The organism is Glutamicibacter sp. NPDC090743 (assembly GCF_044769125.1).
Taxonomy (GTDB): Bacteria; Actinomycetota; Actinomycetes; order Actinomycetales; family Micrococcaceae; genus Glutamicibacter.
Genome location: NZ_JBIVXE010000006.1, coordinates 126,365 through 151,557 on the forward strand (window position 1 = coordinate 126,365; position 25,193 = coordinate 151,557).

Consider the following 25,193-nt stretch of genomic DNA (forward strand, 5'->3'; position numbering starts at 1 on the left):
CAGGAATCTGCTTCCACGAGGATTCGGAAAAAGGAAACGCTATCTGACGCTTGCGGCTGCTTCGCCGGGCAAGGAGGTTCAAATAGCTCTATCGATTTTATCGCTTGGGATTGCGGTGCACTAGGGGTGCAGGAAACCTTATAGGTGAGTTCGGCAACACAGATCCAGCTTCACGGAATGTCGAGGGTTTGTGTACGAAGATAGAACCATGAACGTGCGCACTCCTGACCCATACCCTGGATGGCTCTCCGAAGAAGACCTCTACGAGGCACGGCAGCGCCTGCCCATGCTCTACGTCGAGGCCATTCCCGTGCGCCTGGACCCGCTGGGCTACGTCAACGAGGTGGGCCTGCTGCTCACCGGCGATGATGACGGGCGCATGCTGCGCACCTTCGTTTCGGGGCGAGTGATGTACCGCGAGACCATACGCGCCGCGTTGATCCGCCACATCGAAAAGGACCTGGGCACCATGGTGCTTCCGCAGCTTCCTGCTTCACCGGTGCCCTTCACCGTTGCAGAATACTTCCCGGCGCCGAGCGAAACCGGTCTGACCGATGATCGGCAGCATGCCGTATCCATGTGCTACATCGTGCCGGTTCGCGGCGAGACCAGCCCTCGCTCCGATGCGTTGGAGCTGACCTGGCTTTCGCCCAGCGAAGCGCTCAGCTCGGACATCCAGGGCGAGTTCGCTGGCGGTCGAGAAAATATTCTCCGTCAGGCATTAGCCCATGTCGGAGTGAATATCTAGCCCTGCTGCCCGCTATTTGGAATGATTCCCTGCCGGCGCTTGATGATTGATCCAACCCAGCTTCCCAAGAGCACCCCGAGCATGCCCACGGTGCAGCCGATCAGGGTCTCGACCACGCGGTCGTACATCACCGAGCCGCTCAGGCCCGTCACCAGCGAGACGCCCACGAGCGCCATCGGGGTAATGAAGACCTGCGCCAGGAAATAGTTGCGCATGACCAGCAGCTCGGCCATGAATTGGCATATGGCGATGAAGGCGAGCAGGATCCAGACCTGCGGGTTCAGGAAGATCAAGACCGCCATCAGGACCATGCCTGCCAGGGTGCCGAGCATTCGGTGCACGCCGCGCCGGATGCGCAAGGTCGTGGTGTGCCCGACCAGGGGAACCACCGCGGCCACCATCGCCCAGTAGTTGTGCCCGGCTTCCAGGCTGCTGCCCACGGTATTGGCCAAGGCGCCGGCCACGCCGGCTGTCAGGATGTAGAACAGCCCTTCCCACCAGATGGCCTTGCGGACGTTATCCGATAGTGGCGGCAGCGGGGTGCGCTTCCACAAGCTGGTCCACTGCCCGAGTGCACCGGCCGCACCGATGGCTACCGACAACAAGATCGTCAGGGCCGACACGAGCAGGGCTTCGCCGATTGGCGCGGGGACGGGGATCGAGGCAATTGCCGCGAATGCGAAGATGTGGAACAGCGAACCGCCGGGCCGCAGCCGCATGAAACCCACCAGCACCGAGCAGGCACCGGCCACGAGAGTCGTCGCGCCAACTACTTGCCACTGCTTGATTCCAGGGTCCGAATGGTCGATCCACCAGTGCGAAGCGGCCAGCGCCAGAGCGATTACCGCGAAGAACAAGGCCCCGGAACGCACCTGCATCCGCAACCGGTTCCAGTAGCCGTCCACGCGCCCATACACGCCGGTAAAGGCGCCGAACACGGCAAAGACCACAAGGTCCAGCCGGTCAATCGCGAAGAGCGTGATCAGAGGCGCAAAAACACCGATGCCGGTGCGCAGGCCGATCCAATGGTCCTTGCGGGCAGGCCCCAGCGTAATGAGCGCCTTGGCGGATTTCTTCAAATTCTCCAGACCCACATCTTCCTTCCGTCGCGTTGGACACAACACGTACGCTCCATTATTCGCGCTTTGCCTTGTGAAGCGTTAGGTTTTGGCGCACATTGCCCCTGTCGTTTTCCTCACCGCGCGGTTAATACGGCACACTTGGTACGTGTCCGAAAAGAACTTTGACCCCAGTGCCCCGCATGCCCGCCAGGATGAATTCGGCTTTGAAGTCGGAACCCGGCTGACCGCTCCGGACGGTTCCCCGATGTTGGGACGTACCGGCGTTATCCGTACCCCGCACGGCGACGTCAAGACGCCCGCGTTCATTGCGGTAGGCACCAAAGCTACCGTCAAGGCAGTCACCCCGGTGCAGGTTCAGGAGCTTGGCGCGCAGGCTGTGCTGTCAAACGCCTACCACCTGTATCTTCAGCCGGGCGCGGATATCCTCGATGAAGCTGGCGGACTAGGCAAGTTCATGGGCTGGCAGGGGCCGACCTTCACCGACTCCGGCGGATTCCAGGTCATGAGCCTGGGCTCGGGCTTCAAGAAGGTCATCGACATGAAGTCCGTAGACCAGTCTGGTCCGGACGACGCCGTGGCCCCGGGCAAGGAACGCCTGGCCAATGTGGACGAGGACGGCGTCTGGTTCAAGTCCCATCTCGACGGCACCAAGCACCGCTTCTCCCCTGAGATCTCCATGGGCGTGCAGCACCGGATCGGCGCGGACATCATGTTCGCCTTCGACGAGCTGACCACCTTGCAGAATTCCCGCGGCTACCAGGTCGAGTCCCTGGAGCGCACCCGGCGCTGGGCCGAGCGCTGCATTGCCGAGCACTTTGCATTGACCGATTCCCGCGAAGGCAAGGAGTACCAAGCCTTGTTCGGCGTCATCCAGGGCGCCCAGTACGAGGACCTGCGCCGCAAGGCCTGCCAGGACCTGGGGGCCATGGCCTTCGATGGCTTCGGCATCGGCGGCGCCTTGGAGAAGGAAAATCTGGGAACCATCGTCGGCTGGTGCGCCGAAGAGCTTCCAGAGAACAAGCCGCGCCACCTGCTGGGCATTTCCGAGCCGGATGACGTCTTCACCGCGATTGAGAATGGTGCCGATACTTTCGACTGCGTCTCGCCCACTCGCGTTGCGCGCAACTCGGCGTTCTATACCCCCTGGGGCCGTTTCAATCTTTCCGGCGCACGCTACAAGCGGGATTTCACTCCGCTGGTGGAAGGCTGCGAGTGCTATGCCTGCAAGAACTTCACCCGTGCGTACATTCACCACCTGTACAAGGCCAAGGAACTGCTCAGCCACACGTTGATTTCCATCCACAACGAGCAGTTCACTGTTTCGCTGGTTGAATCCGCGCGCCAGGCGATCGAGGACGGAACCTTCTTCGAGCTCAAGGACAAGGTGCTCTCCAGCTACTACGCTGGCGAACCGGATCCGCAGGGCCAGCCGGCCGCCCTGTAGCCAAGGGCCGCAAAGCAGTCGAGGCATCGATTCTCCACGCACTGGGCAGTGCAAGGAGAATCGATGCCTCGGGCTTTTCTAGGCCGAAACGCCCTGCCCTGCGCGGGTCATCGGCAAATGCATGATCCCGTCGTCGTCATAGTCTTCTCCGGAGCGGAGGAAACCGAACTTTCCGTACCAGCCCTCCAGCTGGGTCTGGGCGCTGAGCTGGATCTCCGCCTCCGGAGCGCAAAGCGCCACGGCACGCTGCATGAGTTCCCCGGCCAGGCCCCGGCCTCGGGCTTCTGCGGCCGTTGCAACCCGCCCAATGCGCGGAGTGCCGCTTGCGCTGTCCATGATTCGCACAGTACACAGCACTTTCCCGTTCTCGGTGGCCACCAGATGCACAGTGCCGGCATCCAGATCGCGGCCATCGATGTCCGGGTAGCACGATCGCTGCTCGACGATGAATACCTCGGCACGCAGTTTCAGTATTGAGTAGAGCAATTCTGCGGAAAGCCCATCGGGCTCGTGGATGGAAATCAAATCGTTCATCCTCCAAGACTACCTACGCCCCCGCGCCCAGCTTCCTGCCGGAAACTTGAACCAGGGCACTTGCACCAAAGAGCATTGCCGCGATCCACAGCAACGGGGGAATGGGAGTACCGGGGCTGAGCACCAAGAAGAAAATTGGCGAGAACGTGGCAGCTGCCCGAAGGAAAGTCGCTGTTTCCAGGAAAAGATACGTGGCCACGGCCGAGTCGCTGGTGGCTCCCCCGAGTAATGCATCCCAGTCCCGTTCTTCCCTGCTGGCGTGGGCACTGCTTGCCGCAGCACACCCCAACGCGGCGACCAGGCCTGCGGCGGTCCAAAGCCAAATGCGATCCAGCTGGATCATGCCCAGCATTCCCAGCCCGCCGGTCAAGAACAGCAAGGCGGTGGCTGAAAATAGCATCGCATACAGCGTTGCTGCCCGCATCAGGCGCTGTTCCGAAATCCCTAGCAGCTGGGTGAGCTGCCGTTCGGAAACAAGCGGTGCAATGGTCGCGGAAATGCTCAAGGTAAGAACCAGGCAGAGCACCAGGTAAAAGGCCGCTGCGCTCAGCGGGTTGGCAATTCGCTGAACCGTGGCGGCCAACGCGAAAGCCAGGAGCAGGAACCCGGCCACCGAATGCCAACGGCCTCCCCTCAGCAAACGGAGGCAGAGAATGCGCCACGCCACCGGCAACTTGGCGGTGAGCTTGCCACCGCGTGCGCGCCTGCGGCTAATAGCGGATGTCGCCGGAGCCGAGAGGCCTCGCGAGTCGCCCTGCATCAAAGCCCCCACGGCGAATTGCTGGTGCTCTCCGGCAAAACGCAACGCCTGGCCCGGAATCTGGTCAAAATGGCGAAACGCACCGTACGTACTCGCGCCGCTAAGTACCAGGACAACGAGCAAGGCGAGCACCCAGGCAGCCGGCTTCAAGGTGGCCGCAGCCATAGCGCCAACCAGGCTTTGGGCCCAAGGAATCTGGAACATCATGAGCATCCACAGCACGGCCAAGGCGATGAGCAGCCCGAGGCCCACCCAGTCGCAGATCCGTCGCGCAGCTATTTGCTGGTTCTTCCCCTGGATCGCCGTGGCCGCGTTGGCAAGCCCGACACCGGCCACTGCGAAGCAGGCGAGCCCAAGGACTGCAACGGGTACCGGGAGCGATCCGGCCAGCCCCAGCATCACGATCAGCCACAACGCACCGGCAAAGCTGCTCGCGAAAAGACCGATGAGCACCGCATTTCGCCACGTCGGCTGGCGGATAGCCCGGAGCTTGACCGGCAGCGGCAGCCACCAGTCGGCCTTGGCCGCACTGAGCCCGCAAGGCCCCAGGTAGAGCATGAGCCGAAAGGTTGCCAAGCCGGCCAAGGCCAATAGCACGAAAGAGAGGTCCTGCAAGCGCCAGACGGCGCTAGGCAGCACTTGGTACGCTACGCCCTCGCCCAAGAGCACAAACAGCATGCCAAAGAGTGCGCTGAAGAGGTAAGCCAACGCCACCAGCGCGGCCAGCACCCAGACATAGGCATCGGAAAAGCTGTCGAATTTCTCGGAGAAATTCCGCCGCTTCTTGGCTCGATTGACCAGTTCTCTAGGATTGAAATCAACGGCATGGGTTGCAACCCGGCTAGCGCTCAAGCCACTGCGCCCCGGCCTGCGGATCAAGCAGTTCACCCTCGTCTTCATCCAGAAGCAGCACTTGGTCCACGCAGCTTCGCAGCATCAGCGGATCATGGGTCACCGCTAGCAAAGTTGTTCCCCTGCCGCGTACCCCGGCAAGCCGCTGGTACAGCTTCTGCCTGATACGCAGGTCCAGGCGTTGTTCCGGTTCGTCAAGAATCAGCAGTTCTGCCGGACGGATCAAGGCCGCGGCGAGCAGCAGCTTACGGCGTTGGCCAGAAGACAGCTCGCCGGGAAGGTGATCGGCAGCAGCAGTGATTTCGAAGAAGTCGAGTTCTGCCTGGACTAACTGGGCCCAATCATCCAGTCCGTGTCCACGAGCGACCATTTCCAGATGTTCGCGCACCGTGAGTTCTTCGAAGAAGGCGCCGTCGGTGACCTGCACTGCGACGGTACGGCGAAAATGCTCCGAGCTTTCATTCACGGGAAGACTTTGGAACTCGACGGTGCCTTCCACCGGAATGAGATGTCCCAGGATCGTGCGGATCAGTGTTGATTTTCCGCTGCCATTGGCACCGATAATTCCTAAGCCAGCACCGGGAGCCAGCTGCAGGTTGATCGGCCCGCAGATCACGCGATTGGGATAGCCAATGGTCAAGTCGCGTGCTTCTAGCTGAACTTCAGCGCTTTGACCTGTCTGCATGCCATCGATTCTAGTGTCCGGATACAGCTGTGGGCATCGCCCTCACGGATGATGCCCACAGGATCACTAGCTTGCGATGGCCGCTTGGCTGTAGCCAGGTTCGCGCTTCTTGAACCATTTGATGACCATCGAGGTCACCGGAACAAACAGGACCTCCACGGCGGTCTTGTAGATGAAGCCCACCACCACGTAGTTGATGAATGTCGGCGCATCGGCGATGCCGATAACTGGCGCTGCAATGGCACAGAAGATCAGGGTATCCAGGAACTCCCCAACACCGCTGGAGCCGATCAAGCGGAGAATCAGCCCACGCTCGCCGGTGCGTTCCTTGAGCTTGACCAGCACCCATGAGTTGGCCAGCTGCCCCACCAGGAAGCCGCAAGCGGAGGCGACGACGATCTGCCAGATCGGGCCAAGGGTGCGCTCAAATGCGTCTTGCCCGTCGTAGAACTCGGCTGATGGCAATTGGATCATGACCCAGAAGCAGAACACTGCGAAGAACGCCAAGGCGAAAGTCACCAGGATTGAACGGCGAGCCGCCTTCAATCCGTAGACTTCCGCAATGACGTCGCCCAGAATGTAGGCCAGCGGGAAGAGGAAGAAGCCGCCATCGGTGATCAGCGGACCGAAGCTGACACCTTTGGAGGCGCCGATATTCGAAAGAATCACGACCGCGCCCATCAAGGTGAGCACCGTGGAGAAGTAGGGAGAACCCGAAGAAGCGAAAACCGCGTTCTTGGTTCGAATCAGATTGTTGCTGGCGTTGGAATCGCCCATGAATTTTTTCCTTGTCAAAGTGGTTCGCCAGAACATCGCTAAAGGGCACGGCCCTGCCCACGAATCAAAAGGGTGAAGGTTCCATGCCTGCGCGCTGTCCCGCTGTATTAGCACTTACGCAACAAGTATCCCATGCATAACTGCGGCCACGTTCTCACCTGTTGAAGACCAACCATGTTTCAGAAATCAAAGAATTCCAAAATTCATATCTCACTTGAATGTCTTCGAACTATAAATTCGAGGAAACAAATAGTGCAGTGATCGTCCTCCCGTACATCAGCATGAAAATTTTCCTTTTTTGAACGCGTTCAAATAATTGGTAGAATCGGATCCACCCACTTCCATCCAAAGGCTCCATGACAACGCAACCACGCACCGAAAAAGGCCAGCAGACCCAAGCCAAACTCTTGGCAACTGCCTTGGAGTGCTTTGCCACGGACGGATATAAAGCCTCGAGCATGCGTGCCATTGCTTCGAACGCAGGGGTTTCCCTGTCGCATGCGTACTACTACTTCAAGTCCAAAGAGGAGATCGTTGCCCAGCTCCTGCTGAACCTGCGCAGGGAGCAATATGATCTTTGCGCGGGGATGCTCGCAGAGGGAAATACCCTCGAAGCCAACATCCGCGCAGTACTCGACACGGGCGTCGAAGCGTTGGCTCCCTATCACGATTTCGGGCCTGCGTTCCTGCGTCTGATGCTCGCGCGCGATATGGGCAACGACGAGATTTCCAGCATTGAATTGGAGATATGGGAGAAGGTCGTTTCCGGATCCCGCCCGTTGCCCCCATTGGGCATACGACGCGATCTGCCGAAGTTCTTACTGCTGGTTTCCCGCCAGATCTTCTCGGCGTGGGCTTTCGACCAGTCGCCGCAGCAGCGCCGATCCAGACTTCTGATGAAGAACATGGCACCGGTTGCCGCCAAGTTCGCGGTGCTCTGCCGCTTGCCTGTGGTGCGCTCGCTCTTTGAAGATGTGCTGGCACTGATGGATCCAGGGCCAGCAGGGATTGCCGAAGTGTCCATGGCAGATCCTTCACCGCTGAGACGGCCGAAAGCCTCCTGAAAAGCCGCGGATTGCGCGCGTCGGCAAACACCCTGACACAGAGTTCCGTATCACCGCGTCTTAAGGCGTAAAGTCAAACATGCCGATAGGTGATCCCTAGCGAACCAAAGGAGAACGCAGCACTATGAGCGCAATGGCACGAGCACTGCCAAGCTGGACCCACGACTACGCCACGCTGCGTGATCGCATTGCTTCCTTCCCGAACCAGCACGAGATTCGTTCGGTGAATCAAGACGGCGAAGACGTGGAAATCCTCCGCTACTGGCCTGATGCTTCCTGGTCCGCGCCAAAGGACGCGCAGCGCTTGATCCTCTTGGGCACTCCCAACGACAGCACCGCTGCAGAACTCGCCACTTCGGGTTGGCAGCAAAGCACGACCATGCATCTGCTGGCCGGCAAGCCCGACGACGTCGAGCAGGTGGTCAAGCTCGCCGATACGTCCGGGCTTTTCGAGGCTCCAATGGATAACTATGACGTCGTTGAGGTGACTGACTTCGACCGTCCGGTCGCCCGAGGACGCATGCGCTACGGCGAAAACTACGGCCTGCTTACCGACCCGGACCTTTTCTCCCCCGCTGATCCCGATGCGGCTCGCCGCGCGGTACTGGCTAACTTTGCAGGCGCAGCTTTCGGCCACGGGCTGCCCTGGCTGCTGCTGGTAGCCACCGCAGAACACGCCCAGCAGCTTCCCGAAGGCTGGTCCAAAGCGACCACGCTCAGCTTCTGGCAGCACAGCTAATCCCATTCCCTACCCGCACTACCCGCAATTGAGACTATGACTAATACAAACACTGCCTCTCCAGCCATGACCCTGACCATCGCTGGTTCCGAAGCCACTGGCGGCGCAGGCGCCCAGGCCGATTTGAAGACCTTCCAGGAACTGGGAACCTTCGGCATCGTGGCTTTGACCTGCATCGTCTCCTTCGATCCCAAGGACTCCTGGAACCACCGCTTCGTTCCCGTTGACCAGCAGGTAATTGCCGATCAGCTCGAAGCCATCCAGGCCTGCTACGAGGACAAGCTCAGCACGGTCAAGCTGGGCATGATGGGCTCGCCAGCAACGATCAACACCGTTGCCACCGCGTTGAATTCCCAGCAGTGGGACAACGTACTGCTGGACCCGGTGCTGATTTGCAAGGGCCAGGAACCAGGCCACGCACTGGACACCGACGAAGCCCTCAAGGCTGCCTTGCTGCCCTTGGCTACGTTCGTCACCCCGAACCACTTCGAGGCTGAACAGCTCTCGGGAATCAAGATCACCACCGAAGATGATCTGATCGAAGCCGCCAAGAAGATCCACGAGGTCTCCGGCGCGGCGGTCCTGGCCAAGGGTGGAGTCCGCATCGCTGGCGAAGACGCCGTGGACGTTTTCTACGATGGCACGACCCTCGAGGTCTTGCGCGAGAAGAAGATCGGCGAAGTTGCGGTCTCCGGCGCGGGCTGCTCGCTGGCCGCAGCCGTAACTGCAGAGCTGGCCAAGGGCGCTACCCCGCTGGAGGCAGCCCGCACAGCCAAGGCGTTTGTCACCGAAGGCATCCGCAACCGCGTTTCTGGCAACACCCCGTTTGACGCACTCTGGCAGGGCGGCCGCCGCTAGGCCCTGGCTGCTGGAGTGTTTGCTGGCCACTGCCGTTCACGGCGGTGGCCAGCAAACTGCTTTAACCGTGATCCCAGTCATTGGCCTAAGCCAACCGCACTTGTTATGGTTATTCCGGAAGTGCTCAGAATCAATGCGTGGAGAACCACAGGAAGGAGCGGTCGGCTATGCAAGCCACTTTGACGCTCTGCCCGTTCGTCTGCGTATCGAACGGGGTTGGCAACACATTTTCCGCTTAAGGCTTCTGCCTTAGGCAATGTTCCAGTGCCCCCAATTTTTCGTTCCCTTGCAGACCTCAATACCTTGACGATTCGTGATTCCGCGCGCCCATGAAGCGCGTGCGGACTATTTGAGGATTTCCCATGCAGCCATTGACCGAAAAAACCATCCGTTCTTCCTTCATCAACGCCAGCCGCCAAGAAGCGAAGAAATTGACCCTTCCCGAAAACTTTGCCTCCCTCGAGTGGGATTCGCTGGAGTACCTGGGTTGGCGCGACCCGAAAATGATGCAGCGCGGCTACCTGCTCCACACCGACGAAGCGGGGCAGACCCGCGGCATCCTCTTGCGCCCCACCGACGGTGGCCGCAAGCCGACCAACGCCACGATGTGCGAGATGTGCCGCGATGTGAACATCCCTTGCGCGGTAGGCATGTGGACGACCAAGCGCGCTGGCCAGGCTGGACGTGACGGCAATACCTTGGGGACATTGATCTGCCTGAACTTCGAGTGCTCCCGCAATGTGCGGATCCCGCCTCCGAAGAATCCGATCTACCCGGACCCAATGGTTGTCGTTGCCGAGCGCATCCAGCTGCTCGACGAGCGCGTGCATAGCTTCCTGAACCGCCTCTAGGCAACCGCAGCCTTCAAGCCGATTCCGGCGCCGCCCGCCCAGCAAGTAGTGAACTGATGAGTAACAAAGCGTCCAAATTTTCTCAAAAATGGACGGGCCCATCAGGCCTTGCTGGGCGGGTTTGTCGCAGTGGTTCGCGGATTTTATTGTGAAATTCCCAAGCCAGCACAATATCCAGCCAAAGGTTACTATTCAATAACCCCTTGATATATGAGCTACGTCACCTAAGATTCCAGCTATGGGTATACGCACTAGCGGACGTTTACCCCGGACGATCATCAAGGCTCGCACCGCTTTTATGTCGCCCGCCCATGACGGGAGCAGCACCGCTATCCAGCCCAGCTAGGAGAATCATGGTCACTCGCCGCACGCAGAGAGTGCCGCGCCTGATTTTGGGATCAGCCACTGCGCTTGCACTGGCTGTTACCTTGTCAGGACCGGCAAGCGCAGCAGGAATCCCCCAACCAGGCGACGGCGAAAATGCCGCGTCCCTGCCAATCACCAGTTCATCAGCGCTGTCCAACCTGAAAGTCTCTGGACCTCTTGCCAAATCAACTGGTGAAGTGTCTGTTTTCGTTCAGTTCCAGGGTGATGGCGCCTTCGAGACGGTGAAGAAGTCCGGCAAGAAGAAGGACACTGCCAAGGTCAAGAAGATCGGCAAGGAGGTCAAGGCCAAGGGCAAGCAGCTGGCAGCCGAGGCCAACTCGAAGGTCATCTACACCACGCACAACGCACTGCAGGGTGTCGCACTGACCGGTGATGCCGCTGATCTGCGCAAGCTTGCACAGCGTAGCGACGTTGCCAAGATCAGCTCCATCGTTCCCAAGAAGCCCTCCAACCGCAGCTCGGTCGTTGACACCGGCGCCCTGGAATCGTGGAAGTCCCTGGACAAGACCGGTGACGGCGTCAAGGTGGCTGTACTGGATACCGGCGTGGACTACACCCATGCCAGCTTCGGCGGCCCGGGCACCTTGGAAGGCTACAAGGAAGCCCAGGCCTCCGATGAGCTGCCCGGTGCAGATTCGGGCCTGATCGACACCAACAAGTTCATTGGCGGTTGGGACTTGGTTGGCGATGACTACAACGCCGACTCCGACGATCCCACCTACCAGCCAATTCCGCATCCGGACCCTAACCCGCTTGACTGCCAAGCTGCCGGACACGGCTCCCACGTTGCCGGAACCACCGCAGGCTATGGCGTCAACGCCGATGGCTCGACCTTCACCGGGGACTATTCCTCGCTGGACGCCGACGCGCTGGCGCAGATGAAGGTCGGCCCGGGCTCGGCCCCTGACGCACAGCTCATCGGCATCCGCGTCTTCGGTTGCGGCGGCTCCTCCTCCGTGGTTGGCCAAGCACTGGACTACGTACTTGATCCGAACGGCGACGGCGACTTCTCGGACCGCGCCGACGTGGTCAACATGTCCCTTGGTTCGGATCATTCCCCGGCCAACGACCCTGAAAATGACATTGTCGACGCCCTGAGCGCAGCCGGCATCCTCTCGGTTGTCGCTTCCGGCAATGCCGGCGATGTCACCGACGTGGGCGGTTCGCCGGGCAACTCGCGTTCCTCGCTGACCGTAGCCAACTCCGTTGGCTCGCACGTCACCTTGGACAAGATCCAGGTCGATGGTCCCGACAATGTCGCCGGTTCGGCCTCGGGCCAGTACTCGGCGAACTTCAACTACACCAATGCTGATCCGGCCGCCTTGTCCGGAGAAGCAGTGATGGCTCCGGCCGATAACGCATTCGGTTGCGACGCATTCGAAGAAGGTTCACTGGAAGGCAAGTGGGTTTGGCTGCAGTGGAGCGAGAACGGCGAGTTCCCTTGCGGTTCCGGCGCCCGCTTCAACAACGCTGAAGCCGCCGGTGCCACCGGTGTCCTCTTGGATGCAGAAAGCAACTTGTTCGATGCAGGCATCGCCGGCAACGCGACCATCCCGGGTGCGCAGTTCACCTTGGACGAGTCGAACAAGCTGCGCCCAGCAGCTGAAGCTGGCACGCTGCAGGTTACCCTGTCCCCCGAATTCGTTGGCGGTTCCTCCAGCGAGTCCGGCGTTGCAGACACGCTGAATTCCTCTTCATCGCGTGGCGTCCACGGTTCCAACGGCGTGGTCAAGCCGGATGTGGCTGCCCCAGGTACCCAGATCGGCTCGGTTGGCGTGGGCACCGGTACCGGCACCGCCGTGATGACCGGTACCTCGATGGCCACTCCATTGGTTGCTGGTATCGCCGCGCTGGTTCTGGAAGACAGCGACTACACCCCATATGAAGCCAAGAGCATCATCATGAACACCGCGGCCACCGACATCAAGGCCGCCAATGGCGAAGCCTACGGTCCGAACCGTGTTGGTTCCGGTCGCGTGATGGCCGATGCAGCACTCCAGAGCCCTGCTTTCGCCTACGATTCCGAGGCAGCGGATCTGACCAGCGTGGTCTTCGGCGTTATCGAGCTGGGAGGCAAGAAGCCGTTCAGCGCGCAGCGCGAAATCACCATTGAGAACACCAGCGGCAAGGCGCAGAGCTACGACGCCAACTACGTGGCCGCTACCGAGATCCCAGGCGCAAGCTTCACCTTGGATCGCAGCAGTGTCACCGTGCCGGCCGGCGGCAGCGCCAAGCTGAACGTCACCCTGAGCGTTGACCCGCAGCAGTGGGCCAAGACCATCGATCCAACCATGGCTACCAGCCAGTCCGGTCTGGCTCGTGCCTGGGTTGCCGATGCCAGCGGTCGCGTCGAGCTGACTGCCAGCAATGCTCCGACCCTGCGCATTCCAGTCCAGGCAGCTCCCAAGCTGGCTGCTGACATGGAGGGCAAGCTCAAGAAGCTGAAGAAGGGCGCGGATACCACCACCCTGAGCCTGAAGGGCAAGGACATCACTGCTGGCGAGGGCGCTACTTCGGTCACCTCCCTGCTCGGCGCCTTCGAACTGGGTGCTTCGAGTGAACGCGGCGACGATTCGCTGGACAGCATCCCGGCAGCCCGTTCCGTGGACCTGCAGCACGTTGGCGCATCGAGCACCGCTGCCCGCACCGGTGTGGCTGACGGCCTGCTGAATGTCGGCATCTCCACCTGGGCCAACTGGGCCCACCTGGCTGGCGGCACCGAGCTGGATGTCGAGATCGATACCAATGGCGACGGCGAAGCCGACTTCGTTACCTTCAACGCCGCATTCGACGAAGTTGACCTTGACCTGGCAGCAACCTTCAACCTCGCCACCGGCGAGCAAGTTGACCTGCAGCCAGTGAACGGCATGCTCGGCGATGTCGATACCAACACCTTCGACACCAATGCAGCGGTCTTCCCGATCTCCCTGTCAGCCCTGGGGCTCGATGAGGATTCGTCGGAGATCTCCTACCGTGTGCTGGGCTACTCCTGGTACAACACCGATGAGAACGGCTCGATGATCCCGGTTGACCAGACCGGCTGGATCGACTTCAACGTGGCAGCGCCACAGGTTGATTTCGGTGCAGAAGGCACCTTGTTCACCGATCTGTCCGGGACCCAGATCCCGGTGACCGTTGCAGACAGCACCAAGGCATCGAAGGCACTGTTGCTTCACCTGCACAACGGCAATGATGACCGTGCACAGGTTCTGGAAGTAACTGACGGAAAGAAGAAGGGCAAGAAGTAGGCCTTCCACCTCCCAAGAGCAGGCCCGGGGCACTTCCTAGCGAGTAAGGAAGAGCCCCGGGCCTACACCTTTAAGATCCAGCTGTGCAGCTTATTGCATGCGCAGCTTCTCTTCGAGAACCAGCACTGCGGCTTCTCTTACCTGGGCCGCGAATTTCCCATCGGCCTTGGCCTCGGCTGCCAGGGCCTTCGCCATGGTGATGGCCGGAGCCGATTTTACGCATAGCGGAACAGTTCCGCCGGCGGCCACGAACTTCACTGCGCGCTCGCCCACCGGCAGGTAGCCGACCTGCTTGGCTTCACAGAGATCATCGGAAATCACGATTCCCCCATACCCCATTTGCTCACGCAGCAATCCGGTGATGATCTTCGAAGAGAACGGTGCATCATTCTTTCCATCGAGCCGGGAGTAGCGGGCGTTGGAGACCATGACCCAGGACTTGCCCTGCTCGATAGCCTGCTCGAATGGCTGCAGATCGCTGGAGTCCGCATCGATCTTCGTATCGGTCACTTTGGTACTGGTATCGGTGTTCCCAGCGACCCGGCCCAATCCGGGGAAGTGCTTGACTACCGGTTGCACGCCTTCGGAGCGCAGCGCTTCGTTCACCGTCGAAATGGCCTTGGAGACCCCCGAGGCGTCATGCGCGTATTCGCGGCCAAAGTAGCCGATGGGTGCGTTGCCGGTGCCGATACTGGCCGGAACAACGTCCGCCACCGGAGCCAGATTCACGTTGATGCCGGCTTCAGCCAGTTCTTTCCCGGCGGCGCCCACTTCACGCTCCAGCTTCGATACAGGCCACCCTCCCTGCGTCAACGCAGTCGGCAGTTCGGTGAAACCGGGGCCCTGGAGCACCCGGACAAAGCCCCCTTCCTGATCGGTGGCCACCCAGACCGGCAATTGCCCGGGAATGCCGGACTCCAAGCCCTGGGTAATTTCCTGGACCTGGGCGGCGGTCTGCTTCACCGGCAGTTGCGAACGGCCACGCAGGAAGACATTGGAAATTCCCTGCTTCTTCATCGCAGAAATTTCCGCAGCGGTTGCTCCTGTTGCCGGGACACCGGCCATCACGAGGCTCGCTGCCTGTTCGCTGGCGCTCAGCTCGCCGGCTAGCGCTTCTGCTTGCTGGCGCAGCGAGGGTTCCTGGCTGCGGCTAGGCGATGGGCTTTCTTCTGCCCCGGAGTTGCCGGACGGGCTGGGAGTTGCCTGCTGCGCAGGAGTCCTCGTACTGCTCGGGCTGCTGGAGCTGCCCTCGGACGTGCTCGAAGCTGCTTCTTGGGCATTCGGCGCACTGCAGCTAGCGAGCATCACCGTCATCAGGATTCCGACTGACATGAGCTGCTTGGCACGGGTAGTCATGAGATCATCCTTCCACCGTAAACTGCGAAGTTGCCGAAGAGCCGAGAACCTTTTGCCGTTGGCAGAACGCTAGGCACGCACCACCAGCAGTTCATCCCAGTCGGTGGTGTAGCGCTGCGAAATATGCTCTCGTTTCATTGACCATTCAGGGATTTTGGCCATCCCGGCATGCCCCAGGCCAATGGATTTGGCACCGAATCGAAGGGAGATATCCTGGACTACCGAAGAGACGTTCTCTTGTTCCTCGGCAGCCGGATCGGGACTCTGGCCAAAGAGGTCCAGCTGTGGCTCGCCCGGAGAATCGCTGAGCCCGGAGAGGATCACTCCCCCGCGAACATAGTCCATTCCCGGTTTCATCAGATCCCGCATGGCGGCAATTGCCAGCTTGCTGAGCACGATGGGATCCCGCGTCGGACGCGGCAGGCGCACCTGGGCACTGGGGAATGAGGCTTCTCCCCGGGCGAAGCGGCTGGTGCCCGCGGTGACGGTAAGCAATGAAGCGTACAGGCCTTCGCGCGCCAAGCGGCCGGCAGCCTTCTGCGCATAGATGGACATGACTTCTTCCATCGCTTCATAGGTGCGCACCGGCGTGGAGAAGGAACGGGTGAACATGACCTGGCCGCGATCCGCGCGTTCCTCCACCGGACCAATGCAACGTTGCCCGTTGAGTTCGAAGACCGTGCGCTGCAAGACGACAGAAAACTTCTTGCGGATCGCCAATGGGTCAGCTGCTTGCAGGTCCGCGATGGATTCAATGCCCATGGCTGCCAGCTTGGCACCGGTTTTGCGGCCCACACCCCAGACATCGGTGACTGGAACCCGGTTCAGGATACTGCCCAGGACCTCGGGATCCATGAGCTGCTGGACGCAGACTCCGCCCAGTCCCGGATTGTGCTTGGCAATATGGTTGGACAGCTTCGCCAGGGTCTTGGTGGATGAGACACCCACGCAGACTGGCACCCCAATAGTCTTGTCAATGGCGGCACGGATCTGGGCCGCGGTGCTGCGCACCTGTTCCAGGTTGCCTTCCAGGCCGACGAAAGATTCATCGATGGAATACACCTCGTGCCAGGTCCCGAAGCGTCCGAGCAATTCCATGACACGGGCAGAAATATCCCCGTACAGTTCATAGTTGCTCGACCGCACCGCAAGGTTGTGGGAGTCCATATAGCGTTGGACCTTGAAGAAGGGTTCTCCAGTAGGAATGCCCAGATCCTTGGCTTCCTGGGAACGGGCCACCACGCAGCCGTCATTGTTCGACAGCACCACCACGGGACGATTGCGCAGCGAATAGTCGAAGGCCCGCTCGCAGGAGACGTAGAAATTGTTGACGTCCACCAGGGATACGTGGTCAGCGGACATGATGCAGGCACCTGGTAATGACGCCGAAGACACTGACCTCATCGCCTTCGGCCAGTACCACGGGCAGGGGCGATTCATCGCTGAGCAGCCCAACCTCGTGGCCGTCAATCTGCCAGCGGCGCACCAGCATCTGCCCGTTGAGGTTGACGATGACCACAGAGCCGTGGCGCACGGCCAGCGATCGGTCCACGATCACTTCATCGCCGTCGAAGATGCCAGCTGACCGCATGGCGTGGCCCGAGACGCGCATGATGAAGGTGGAGACACGATCACGGACCAGCAACCGGTTCAGGTCCAGTCCACCGTCAAAATAATCGCGTGCTGGCGAGGGGAAACCCATCGCGGATACCGCTTGGACCGGCCCTTGGGTTGCTCCCGGAGGCATCAGCTCCTGTTCTTCAGCCACACCCCACCACTTTCTAGTACAAATATTCGAATACTTGAATTGTAGCGCGTTATCCAGCAACCTTCATGTTTCCGGCGAGCGCGCTACCCCCGGGACTCCGTAGCAGAGGTCCTCCCATGGACCCTGGCCTGCGCTTTCCAGCTGTACAGCGCGGCGGATACAACAATAACCAGCAGCGTCGCGGCACCGGAGATCACGATGATTGCCCTGGCCGGGCCAATCAGCAATCCCGGGGTGCCGATGAGATAGCCCAATGCGACCATGATGTTGATGAGCATCCGCAGCTGCGCCCAAGCAGCACCATGGCGGGATTCCGGCACGTATTCGTAAATGGCTGTTCGCACTCCAGTATTGTGCAGTCCATTGCCCAGCCCGCCAGCAAGGAACACCAAGGCCAGGCCAGCCGCGTTGGACCAGAGCCCTTCCGTGAGGATCGCGGCGCCCACCAGCCCTCCACCGAGCAGAATCGTCAAGGCGCTTCGGGTACCGAAGCGGCGATTGCCTCCCAGCAGGGAACCGAACACTGCGCCCACGGACCAGGCACCGAGCAATACCGCATATCCAGTGTCGTTATCGGTGATCCCGCGCAGGTAGAACACCCCCGAAACGCCTTCTGCTGCGGTAAACAGCACGATCGCCGCCACCGGCAGCAGCAAGATCCGCAATTGTGGATTGCGCGTCAATGCAGCTCCACCGGGCGATACCGGTCCACCCTGATCCGGCTCGTTCGCTGCGTCTGTTCCTGTCCCGTTGGCGGCTTGCGAGCGGGACAGGAAGATGGCCGCCAGGGCCAGTGCCAGGAATCCTGCCGCCGCGTACCAAAGCACCGCGCCGATCCCCGATTTCGCGAAGACGAGCGAAGCTATCGCCGGCGCGATGATTCCCGCCAGGGACGTCGCTACGACAAGGAAGCTGCTGGCACGAGCAATGCTGAAGCCTCCGCGGATGCGCGGAACGATCTTGAAAATGACCGCTCCGTTAACCACCGCGCAAATACTGGCCACAGGCATCAAGGCGAGGCTCGCGAAGATATTGGAGGCAATGGCCATCACCGCGAAAATCGCCACATGCACGCACAGGTTCAGGATCCACACCCTGAAAAGGCCTGCCCCGTCCACCCAACGCCCTATAGCCGGGGCGGCAAGGATCGGCGGAACCAAGCCGGCGAGGAACAACGCGGTTACGCCCCAGGACCCCAACTGATCCGCGGATTCCAGGGTCAAGGCAAAGACCGCCATGCCCTCGCCGAGCATGGAGAGCAATGCAACCACGCAGAACAGGACACAACGCGCCGAAGACTGCACCTGGCCCCCTTCCTCCGCGCGCATGCCACGCTGGCCTAAAGGTTCTAGTCTATGGGTAGGGGGATTCGCCTCCGAGGACATATCGCGCCAAAGGAGTCTCGTGAAAGTATTACTGGTCAGCTGCGGAGATGTCGCCACCGAGGCAGGACTGCGGCTCCAGCAGGAGGGCCATCGCGTCACCGGCTGGCGGCGCAACAGCCAGAAGCTGCCCGCAGGATTTACCGGCCACAGCGTAGACCTGCTCGATGCCGCCCAGTGGCCAAGCATCGATCCGCAGACCGAAATCGTCGTGCTCACTCCCGTGCCAGCCACCCGCGATGCCGATGGCTACACGCGCGGCTATCTGCGGGTCGCCAAAGAACTGGCTTCACGGCTGGCAGCCCAATGCCCCAATCTTCGCCGGCTTATCTACATCTCCTCCACCGCAGTGATGGGCGGCGCCAACGGAGAACTCGTCGACGAATCAGCACCGCTTGCCCCAGCTAGCCCCACCGCGCAGGTCCTTGCGCACACCGAGGCAGCGCTCGCCGGCAGCGGCCTGCCGGTAACAATCCTGCGGGCGTCGGGAATCTACGGCCCGGGCCGCACCCGGCTCATCGATCACGTCACCGCCGGAACCGCACAGATTCCCGCGGGCTCGCATTGGACCAACCGCATCCACCGCGATGACCTGGCCGCGGCCATCGTTCACGTTGCGGCGCTGGGAGAGCAAGCCGCTGGCCTCTACCTGGCCAGTGACAGCACCCCAGCCCAGCTAGGCGAGGTCTACCAATTTTTGGCCAAGGAACTTCATTTGCCTGCGCCGGAAGAGGCAGGACAAGCCCCGGCACGACGTGCTGCCGACCGCCGGCTCGATAATTCCAAGCTGCTAGCCAGCGGGCTTGAACTGCAGTATCCGGGATTTACCGAAGGCTACCGCGCGATCCTTGCCGGGACATCAACCCGCCATGCCTAAAGCGCGTAAAAGACAGCCTTAAAGGAAAACCGGCTTGCAGCGCATCGCCATGATGCACCGCAAGCCGGTTGTTTTATTTCGTTCCGGGTGTAGACCGAAACGCTTAGAACCCCTTGCGCAAGGGGTTGAAGTGCCGGGCGATGCCTGGAACCTGCTGGCCAGCAATCTGGGCAGCCAGGATCTTGCCAGTCAGCGGTCCCAGCGCAACGCCCCACATGCCGTGGCCGCCGCCAACCGACACGCGCGAGGATCCGGTCTGGCCAATGAGTGGCATGCCGTCCGCGGTGCATGGGCGTCCACCCACCCATTCTTCTTTGCGGTTCTCCCAGTTAATCCCCTGGTAGACCGGGGTCGCAGCGGCAACGATGGCCTCAATGCGCTTCGGCTCCAGCTTGTGGTTGGCGTCGCGGAATTCCATGGTGCCGGCGATGCGGAAGCGATCGCCCAGCGGGGTGCAGGCAACGCGCTGGGTCGGGAAGTAGATCGGGTGCGTTGGCATGTGCTCCGGCTCCACGGTGAACGAGTAGCCGCGGCCTGCCTGAACCACAACGTTCACACCGAACTTGCTGGCCATGTCGGTCATCCAAGCACCGGTAGCCAGCACCACGTGATCCGCGGTGATTGAACGGCCTTCGGAACCGATGACGGTGACCGAGCCGCCATTGTCGCGCACATCGGTGACGTTGAAGGCTCCGATGATGTCGCCGCCGCGGGCGATGACGGATTCGGCCAGTGAATCCATGAACTTCGGCGGGTTGATGTAGCGCTGGTTCTTGATGGCTACGCCCGCAGCGACCTTATTGGACAGGGTCGGCTCGATGCCGCGCAACTCGTCGCCGGTGAGCAATTCGTAATCAACTTCGCCGCCGGTCTTCTCGATCATCTCGAATTCATGCAGCAGCGCATCGCGGTCGCTGAGCGAGGTGAATCCGGTCAAGAATGGATTTGCCGGCTTGGTCGGCTCCTGCACGCCCGGCCCTGCCGAAGTCGCCTGCGCGATTTCGTCGAAGGCATCCAAACCGGTTGCGCCGATTTCCGAGTAGACCCGCATGGCTTCTTCCCACTTCTTCGGGGTCGAGTGCCAGGCAAAACCGATCAGGAAGCGGAGCAACTTGGCATCGGCCTTCAGCGGAATGTACAGCGGGGATGCCGGGTCGAGCATCATCTTCAGGCCGTTCTTGAAAATTGCAGGCTCCGCGATGGGCAGGGTCAGGGCCGGGGTCAACCAGCCGGCGTTACCCCAAGAGGAACCGGACGCGACGCCGCCGCGATCCACGACGGTAACCTTAATGCCAGCTTCCTGCAGGTACCAAGCGGTCGACAGGCCAACAAAGCCAGCGCCTACAACAACGACATGATCTGGCACGCCTACTCCAGCCATGATCCACTCTCCTAGCATTTCGACGGCCTCTCCACACGAGCCCGCATGTCTTCACTGTCGCGCGATCCCCAGGGAAAATCAACGCGTCCTGACGATTCGACGGTGAGCGCCACCACACCGGCAGGAGGTTCGTGTTTCTTGCGGTAAATGATTGCCTATTCCGAACTTTCAACAAGTACTTCCTCCCGTACGGGCACTTTCCCCAGAGGCTGCATCACTATCGCCCATCGGGAACTTCGCCTCCAGCGCGTCCTGCGTAGACTGGAGAGAAGCGAATTACCAATCCCGCCGATCAGCCATTTCTAAGGAACTGCACCACACTCATGGCCTCACGTAAACCAGCCAAGAAGAAGCCTGCCCAGGGTCATCCAGCCCGCCGTTCCGGCGCCAGCAGCGTGCCTTTTGAATCCGAAGTGCGCCAAGCTCTTCAGCCATTCAAGTCCTCGCTCTTCCGCCACTTCCACGAAGAGGGCCAGGCAGCCAGCGAGACCCGCGCAGCGCTCGAAGGGCTCACTACCCTGCTGACCGTGCATGCCCAGTTGCGCCAGAGCGTTGACGTCAAAACCCTGGATCCGACGATTCTGGGTGAACAGCTGGGCCACTTGACGTCGCTGGGCAAGGAAGTTTCGGAAGCCAGCGCTGCGATCCTCAAGCATTACCTGACTTTCCTGGGCACGACCGCTAATTTCGGCGGAAGCGTGGATGACTTCAAGCAGACTTTCGAATTCCTCTCCCGCATGGCTGGCGATTCACCCATCGTGGCACCCTATCTCGAAGATGATGAGGCCAACGGCAGCCTCGAAGCGATGCCCTTCGTTTTTGCGGCTCGCGAGTTGATCAGCTGGGTTGGCGAAGGCAAGCCGACCACCCCAGCTGGCGTACTCACCGGCGATACGCTGCAGGATGCGGCCAGCGCGCTGGGCCTGTTCGTCAAGGTCGATGAATCCGCCGGCGTTCCAGAGGATGCCCAGTGGGAGCCGGAAGACGGCACTGCCGTTTCTTCGCTAGCCGACATTCCACGCCTATCGGCATACTGGGACGCCCTGATCGGCACGGCCATGCTGCGCTACCAGGAACCGAACGCAACCCCAACCGAGTCGCTCAGCGATGCGCTGCTGGCATCCAGCGGACAAGGCGCCCGCTTGGTCAAGGAGCTGATTGCAGAGGTTCTCTACTCGCACATCCTGATCAACACCTTGGAGCAGCCGGGCAAGGCGCAGATCGCCGAGATGGTGGCCGGCGTGTTGAGCAATGCCGCATCATCGACACCGCCACGTGCCGAGTTCGCGTTGCAAGTTCCGACCGAAGATGACCTTCCCGCCGAGCAGCATCACCTGATTGCCAGCCTTGAGGAGGTTGTCCCCCAGGTCGAGTCCCTGCTGCGCGTCTTTGAACGCGAAGGCCTTGTCGAGATTAATGACGAGATCACGATTCCTGTGGTCTTGCGCTCTTCACTGGAACGAGCGCTGGCCAAGGTTTCTGATCATGTTTTGAAAGACACCCAAGAGGCAGAGGCTTCCGAGGCTTAACCACCAGCAACGGCAAAGGGTGCGAGAACTAATTCGAGTTCTCGCACCCTTTGCCGTTGATTCATCGACTAGCCGATGCGCGTGGCCAGCTCGGCGTCGTGCCACGGCAGGCGATCGAACCATGGGCCCCGCTTGGTTCGCCGGCCTTCACGGCCAAAGAATCTGCGGTTGCTTCTGCGTTGATCGCAGCATCTGCCGTCTTGCTATCAAAGCCGCCCTTAGGCTCCACGGCCAGGCCTTATTGTTGCCAAACAACCGTATCTGCCTGGGTACTCATGCGCTCTCGCTTCCCAGACAGGAAATGCTCTCCATAGGCGCAACACCCCGCCACGCAGGCCCATTCCGACCTGAGGTGTGAGGCAGAACGCAGAAACACGGGCTGGGTTTAAGTTATAAAAGGTACGTTGCATTACTGACAGACAACGGCGTGCGATGGGGGCACAGCGCCGATGAAAGATCAGTCCGTTTACGCAATGCAACGTACCTTTTAATCACCCTCGGATCCTTAGTGATGCCACTCGCAAAACACCACCAAGTACCTTCCCGGTGATCGGTCTTCACCGATACATGTCTAACTTATCGCGTCCTGCGAAAATCCGAAATCATACTTTAGTAGGAGGGTAGGGGTCAGAACGGGATGCTTGCGCGCAGTGCCCAAACACCGTTTTCGGAACTGGTTGCAAACTTTCCACCAAATGCACGCATCCTGTCACCCATGCCAATCAGGCCTGTCCCGCCTTCGGGCAACCCACTCGCCTTCTTGTCGAAATTCCCCATCTGATTAGTAATTTCCAGGATGCCCTCTGCCCCTTGGACCGTGAGTTCGAAGGTGCACTTCCCGCCCAAGGCACCGTGCTTTATCACATTTGTTGTACCTTCTTGCATGACCCGATAAATCGCAGTCTGTGCAGAACGGGGTAATTCGGAAATTTTCTCGTCAGTGGTGGAGCTCACCTCGAAATTTGCCTCTTTTAGCCTCTGAACGAAAAGTTCTGCACCCTGAAGCGCGTAAACAGTAGTAGCGGCCGGCTTATCAATGCCCTGGGACGAGGGATCTGCCATGGTCCCATCAGCCCTCAGGACATTGAGCATCAGGCGTAAATCGTGCAAAGTCTCAGTACTCAGTTTGGCGATGACATCCAGAGCTTCGAGGGCCTTCTGACCATCGTTTGCGAACTTCGCGGCCTTCGACTGCATGGCCACGACCGTGATGTCATGCGCGACAATATCGTGCAGATCCCGGGCAATGTTCTTTCGCTCCCGGTCGACAGCAAGACGAGTCTGCTCTTTGACCGTATGCATTTGCCGAAGAGCGAGCTCGTTCTTCTCGCGCAGCAAGTAAATATTCCTCGTTAAGAAGAACGCCATCGCCGTCAACGGGGCAATCCCGACAAGCAGAACCGCGTCTTGCCCGGACTGGATGCCGAACTGCACCATCCACGCTGCGGACAAGGTTAGGAATAAGGCCCTAACGCTCATGGCACTGGCCGTAGCTGCCAGCGCCGAAAAAATCATGAATGAAACGACAGTCCAGAAGAACAAGGCGCCGTCCGTGAGGAAGAAATAGGCAACTGCCACAAACAATCCGACGGATACGGCAACCCAGCGAAGACCAAGCGCAAGAATTGCGCACAGTCCTACGCCGAGCAACGCGCCTCGAACCGAAATATCCGACGAACCACTAAATCCGTCTTCCAGCAGAGTCACGAACTCACTACTGGAAACCGCGATCAGAACCGCAATACCAGTCCAAACAATGACACCCCGACCAGCGAAGAGCTTGGTCAGGGTGTCCTTTAGTCGTCCAGTCATATGCCGAATAATTCCCGGCTCAGATGATCAAGTCAAATAAACCGCGTTATGGGCAGGCGACGCCGTAGCGTTTGCAGAACCACTCCGAGAAGGCTGAGCCAAAGCCAGCAGGAGTAGCAACGTTGCCACTGCTGGAGGCTGGAGAGCTCGCGGCAGATGCAGGAGCTGCCACGGCGGTCAATGGTGCCAGAACTAATGCTGCTACGGCCAGCATTTTCAAACCCTTCATAACAAACTCCACATCAGATCAACTTATATACTTTCAGGTGAACAGGCCAACATGAGGCCACCCGCATCGAATCAGAGGAATCAGATGGAACAAATAAAGGTCCTTATTGTCGATGATGAACCTCTAATTCGACATGCGTTGGGCACAATCCTAGCAACAGACCACGGAATTGTAACGGTTAATTCTGTTGAAAATGGACAGGCCGCCGTCGAGTATTGCAGCGGCAATCAAGTGGACGTTGTGCTCATGGATTTGCAGATGCCGATAATGGACGGGGTTAGCGCTACTAAAGCAATCAAATCTGCCGAAGACAGCCCCTCCGTGCTTGCCATTACCGCCTTTTCTTCTGACGACTACCTGGTTCCGGTACTGACCGCTGGGGCCAGCGGATACTTGGTAAAAGACTCTGAACCAGATGAAATTATTCATGCGATCCATGCCGTTCACCAAGGAACTGCAGCCATTTCCCCGTCGGTTTCTTCTGATCTAGTTTCTGCGGTTCGCGAAGCTTACCGGGATAATTCCCAAGACATTCAAGAACTGGCCTATGACTTGGGAATTACCAATCGGGAATTCGAGATTCTAAAACTGCTCGCACGCGGGCTAAACAATACCGAGATTTCAAGAACTCTGACTATTTCCGAAACTACGGTTAAAACCCATATGGCGAAGATTTTCGTTAAGCTGAATGTTCGCGATCGGGTCCAGGCTCTGGTTGCGGCCGCGCGTATGGGCCTTATCGAAATCCCCAAAGACTAGCGCCTGCTTTCCAGCTATTAGTGTGAAGTCAACCTCTTTGACACCTTGCCCGGCTGGTTCGGGAATATCTG

General features: G+C 59.9%; 21 protein-coding genes. 10 read left to right on the top strand and 11 right to left on the bottom strand.

Annotation, left to right across the window (positions count from 1 at the left end):
* Positions 1–208: 208 nt before the first annotated feature.
* Entirely contained in the window at positions 209–748 is a 540-nt protein-coding gene (locus ACIQTS_RS13630) for an NUDIX hydrolase family protein (protein WP_105658590.1), read from the top strand.
* Here the strand turns inward: ACIQTS_RS13630 and ACIQTS_RS13635 are convergent.
* On the bottom strand, positions 745–1,842 hold the full coding sequence (locus tag ACIQTS_RS13635; RefSeq protein WP_365943049.1) for an FUSC family protein: 1,098 nt from the start codon (positions 1,840–1,842) through the stop codon (positions 745–747). The genes ACIQTS_RS13630 and ACIQTS_RS13635 overlap by 4 nt on opposite strands.
* 133 nt (positions 1,843–1,975) lie before the next feature.
* On the opposite strand from ACIQTS_RS13635, the gene tgt reads away from it, so the two are divergent.
* Positions 1,976–3,274, top strand: coding sequence for a tRNA guanosine(34) transglycosylase Tgt (tgt, locus tag ACIQTS_RS13640; RefSeq protein ID WP_105658591.1), 1,299 nt, complete (start codon positions 1,976–1,978; stop codon positions 3,272–3,274).
* Between the two features lie 78 nt (positions 3,275–3,352).
* Here the strand turns inward: tgt and ACIQTS_RS13645 are convergent, their stop codons facing one another.
* The 4 genes from ACIQTS_RS13645 to ACIQTS_RS13660 all read right to left on the bottom strand — a co-directional run bounded on the left by ACIQTS_RS13645 (position 3,353) and on the right by ACIQTS_RS13660 (position 6,882).
* Positions 3,353–3,808, bottom strand: a complete 456-nt coding sequence (locus ACIQTS_RS13645; protein WP_332594861.1) for a GNAT family N-acetyltransferase — start codon at positions 3,806–3,808, stop codon at positions 3,353–3,355.
* Between the two features lie 13 nt (positions 3,809–3,821).
* Positions 3,822–5,420: a hypothetical protein gene (locus tag ACIQTS_RS13650; protein WP_400291205.1), complete on the bottom strand. Its 1,599-nt coding sequence runs from the start codon at positions 5,418–5,420 to the stop codon at positions 3,822–3,824.
* Positions 5,410–6,105, bottom strand: coding sequence for an ATP-binding cassette domain-containing protein (locus ACIQTS_RS13655; RefSeq protein ID WP_332594863.1), 696 nt, complete (start codon positions 6,103–6,105; stop codon positions 5,410–5,412). The genes ACIQTS_RS13650 and ACIQTS_RS13655 overlap by 11 nt, the downstream gene beginning before the upstream one ends.
* 66 nt (positions 6,106–6,171) lie before the next feature.
* Complete coding sequence (locus ACIQTS_RS13660; protein ID WP_365943047.1) at positions 6,172–6,882, bottom strand: queuosine precursor transporter; 711 nt, start codon at positions 6,880–6,882, stop codon at positions 6,172–6,174.
* Between the two features lie 356 nt (positions 6,883–7,238).
* Here ACIQTS_RS13660 and ACIQTS_RS13665 point away from each other — a divergent pair, with 356 nt between their 5' ends.
* The 5 genes from ACIQTS_RS13665 to ACIQTS_RS13685 all read left to right on the top strand — a co-directional run bounded on the left by ACIQTS_RS13665 (position 7,239) and on the right by ACIQTS_RS13685 (position 14,029).
* Entirely contained in the window at positions 7,239–7,946 is a 708-nt protein-coding gene (locus ACIQTS_RS13665) for a TetR/AcrR family transcriptional regulator (protein WP_365943046.1), read from the top strand.
* Positions 7,947–8,070: 124 nt separating this feature from the next.
* A complete protein-coding gene (locus ACIQTS_RS13670) occupies positions 8,071–8,685 on the top strand; it encodes a hypothetical protein (protein ID WP_365943045.1) in 615 nt (204 codons plus the stop codon).
* 36 nt (positions 8,686–8,721) lie between these two features.
* Complete coding sequence (locus tag ACIQTS_RS13675) at positions 8,722–9,543, top strand: hydroxymethylpyrimidine/phosphomethylpyrimidine kinase (protein WP_332487402.1); 822 nt, start codon at positions 8,722–8,724, stop codon at positions 9,541–9,543.
* A 362-nt stretch (positions 9,544–9,905) separates the two neighbouring features.
* Positions 9,906–10,394: an FBP domain-containing protein gene (locus tag ACIQTS_RS13680; protein ID WP_105658599.1), complete on the top strand. Its 489-nt coding sequence runs from the start codon at positions 9,906–9,908 to the stop codon at positions 10,392–10,394.
* A gap of 563 nt (positions 10,395–10,957) precedes the next feature.
* The gene (locus tag ACIQTS_RS13685; protein ID WP_402473666.1) at positions 10,958–14,029 is read left to right on the top strand and encodes a S8 family serine peptidase; all 3,072 of its coding nucleotides are present in this window, start codon (positions 10,958–10,960) and stop codon (positions 14,027–14,029) included.
* A gap of 90 nt (positions 14,030–14,119) precedes the next feature.
* Here the strand turns inward: ACIQTS_RS13685 and ACIQTS_RS13690 are convergent, their stop codons facing one another.
* The 4 genes from ACIQTS_RS13690 to ACIQTS_RS13705 all read right to left on the bottom strand — a co-directional run bounded on the left by ACIQTS_RS13690 (position 14,120) and on the right by ACIQTS_RS13705 (position 18,481).
* A complete protein-coding gene (locus ACIQTS_RS13690) occupies positions 14,120–15,385 on the bottom strand; it encodes a glycoside hydrolase family 3 N-terminal domain-containing protein (RefSeq protein ID WP_365943042.1) in 1,266 nt (421 codons plus the stop codon).
* A gap of 69 nt (positions 15,386–15,454) precedes the next feature.
* Positions 15,455–16,747: a Y-family DNA polymerase gene (locus tag ACIQTS_RS13695; protein ID WP_105658602.1), complete on the bottom strand. Its 1,293-nt coding sequence runs from the start codon at positions 16,745–16,747 to the stop codon at positions 15,455–15,457.
* Positions 16,737–17,153 (bottom strand): LexA family transcriptional regulator, encoded by a 417-nt coding sequence (locus ACIQTS_RS13700; RefSeq protein WP_105658603.1) that lies wholly within the window; start codon positions 17,151–17,153, stop codon positions 16,737–16,739. The genes ACIQTS_RS13695 and ACIQTS_RS13700 overlap by 11 nt, the downstream gene beginning before the upstream one ends.
* Positions 17,154–17,236: 83 nt before the next feature.
* Entirely contained in the window at positions 17,237–18,481 is a 1,245-nt protein-coding gene (locus ACIQTS_RS13705) for a hypothetical protein (RefSeq protein ID WP_402473667.1), read from the bottom strand.
* Between the two features lie 76 nt (positions 18,482–18,557).
* On the opposite strand from ACIQTS_RS13705, the gene ACIQTS_RS13710 reads away from it, so the two are divergent.
* Entirely contained in the window at positions 18,558–19,412 is an 855-nt protein-coding gene (locus ACIQTS_RS13710) for an NAD-dependent epimerase/dehydratase family protein (RefSeq protein WP_365943040.1), read from the top strand.
* 103 nt (positions 19,413–19,515) lie between these two features.
* Here the strand turns inward: ACIQTS_RS13710 and ACIQTS_RS13715 are convergent, their stop codons facing one another.
* Positions 19,516–20,793: an FAD-binding oxidoreductase gene (locus ACIQTS_RS13715; RefSeq protein ID WP_105662422.1), complete on the bottom strand. Its 1,278-nt coding sequence runs from the start codon at positions 20,791–20,793 to the stop codon at positions 19,516–19,518.
* Between the two features lie 323 nt (positions 20,794–21,116).
* On the opposite strand from ACIQTS_RS13715, the gene ACIQTS_RS13720 reads away from it, so the two are divergent.
* Positions 21,117–22,322 (top strand): hypothetical protein, encoded by a 1,206-nt coding sequence (locus tag ACIQTS_RS13720; protein ID WP_402473668.1) that lies wholly within the window; start codon positions 21,117–21,119, stop codon positions 22,320–22,322.
* Positions 22,323–22,949: 627 nt separating this feature from the next.
* Here ACIQTS_RS13720 and ACIQTS_RS13725 read toward each other — a convergent pair.
* The gene (locus ACIQTS_RS13725; RefSeq protein WP_365943037.1) at positions 22,950–24,134 is read right to left on the bottom strand and encodes a histidine kinase; all 1,185 of its coding nucleotides are present in this window, start codon (positions 24,132–24,134) and stop codon (positions 22,950–22,952) included.
* 313 nt (positions 24,135–24,447) lie between these two features.
* Between ACIQTS_RS13725 and ACIQTS_RS13730 the strand changes: the two genes are divergently transcribed.
* Positions 24,448–25,122 (top strand): response regulator, encoded by a 675-nt coding sequence (locus ACIQTS_RS13730; protein ID WP_402473669.1) that lies wholly within the window; start codon positions 24,448–24,450, stop codon positions 25,120–25,122.
* Positions 25,123–25,193: the final 71 nt, after the last annotated feature.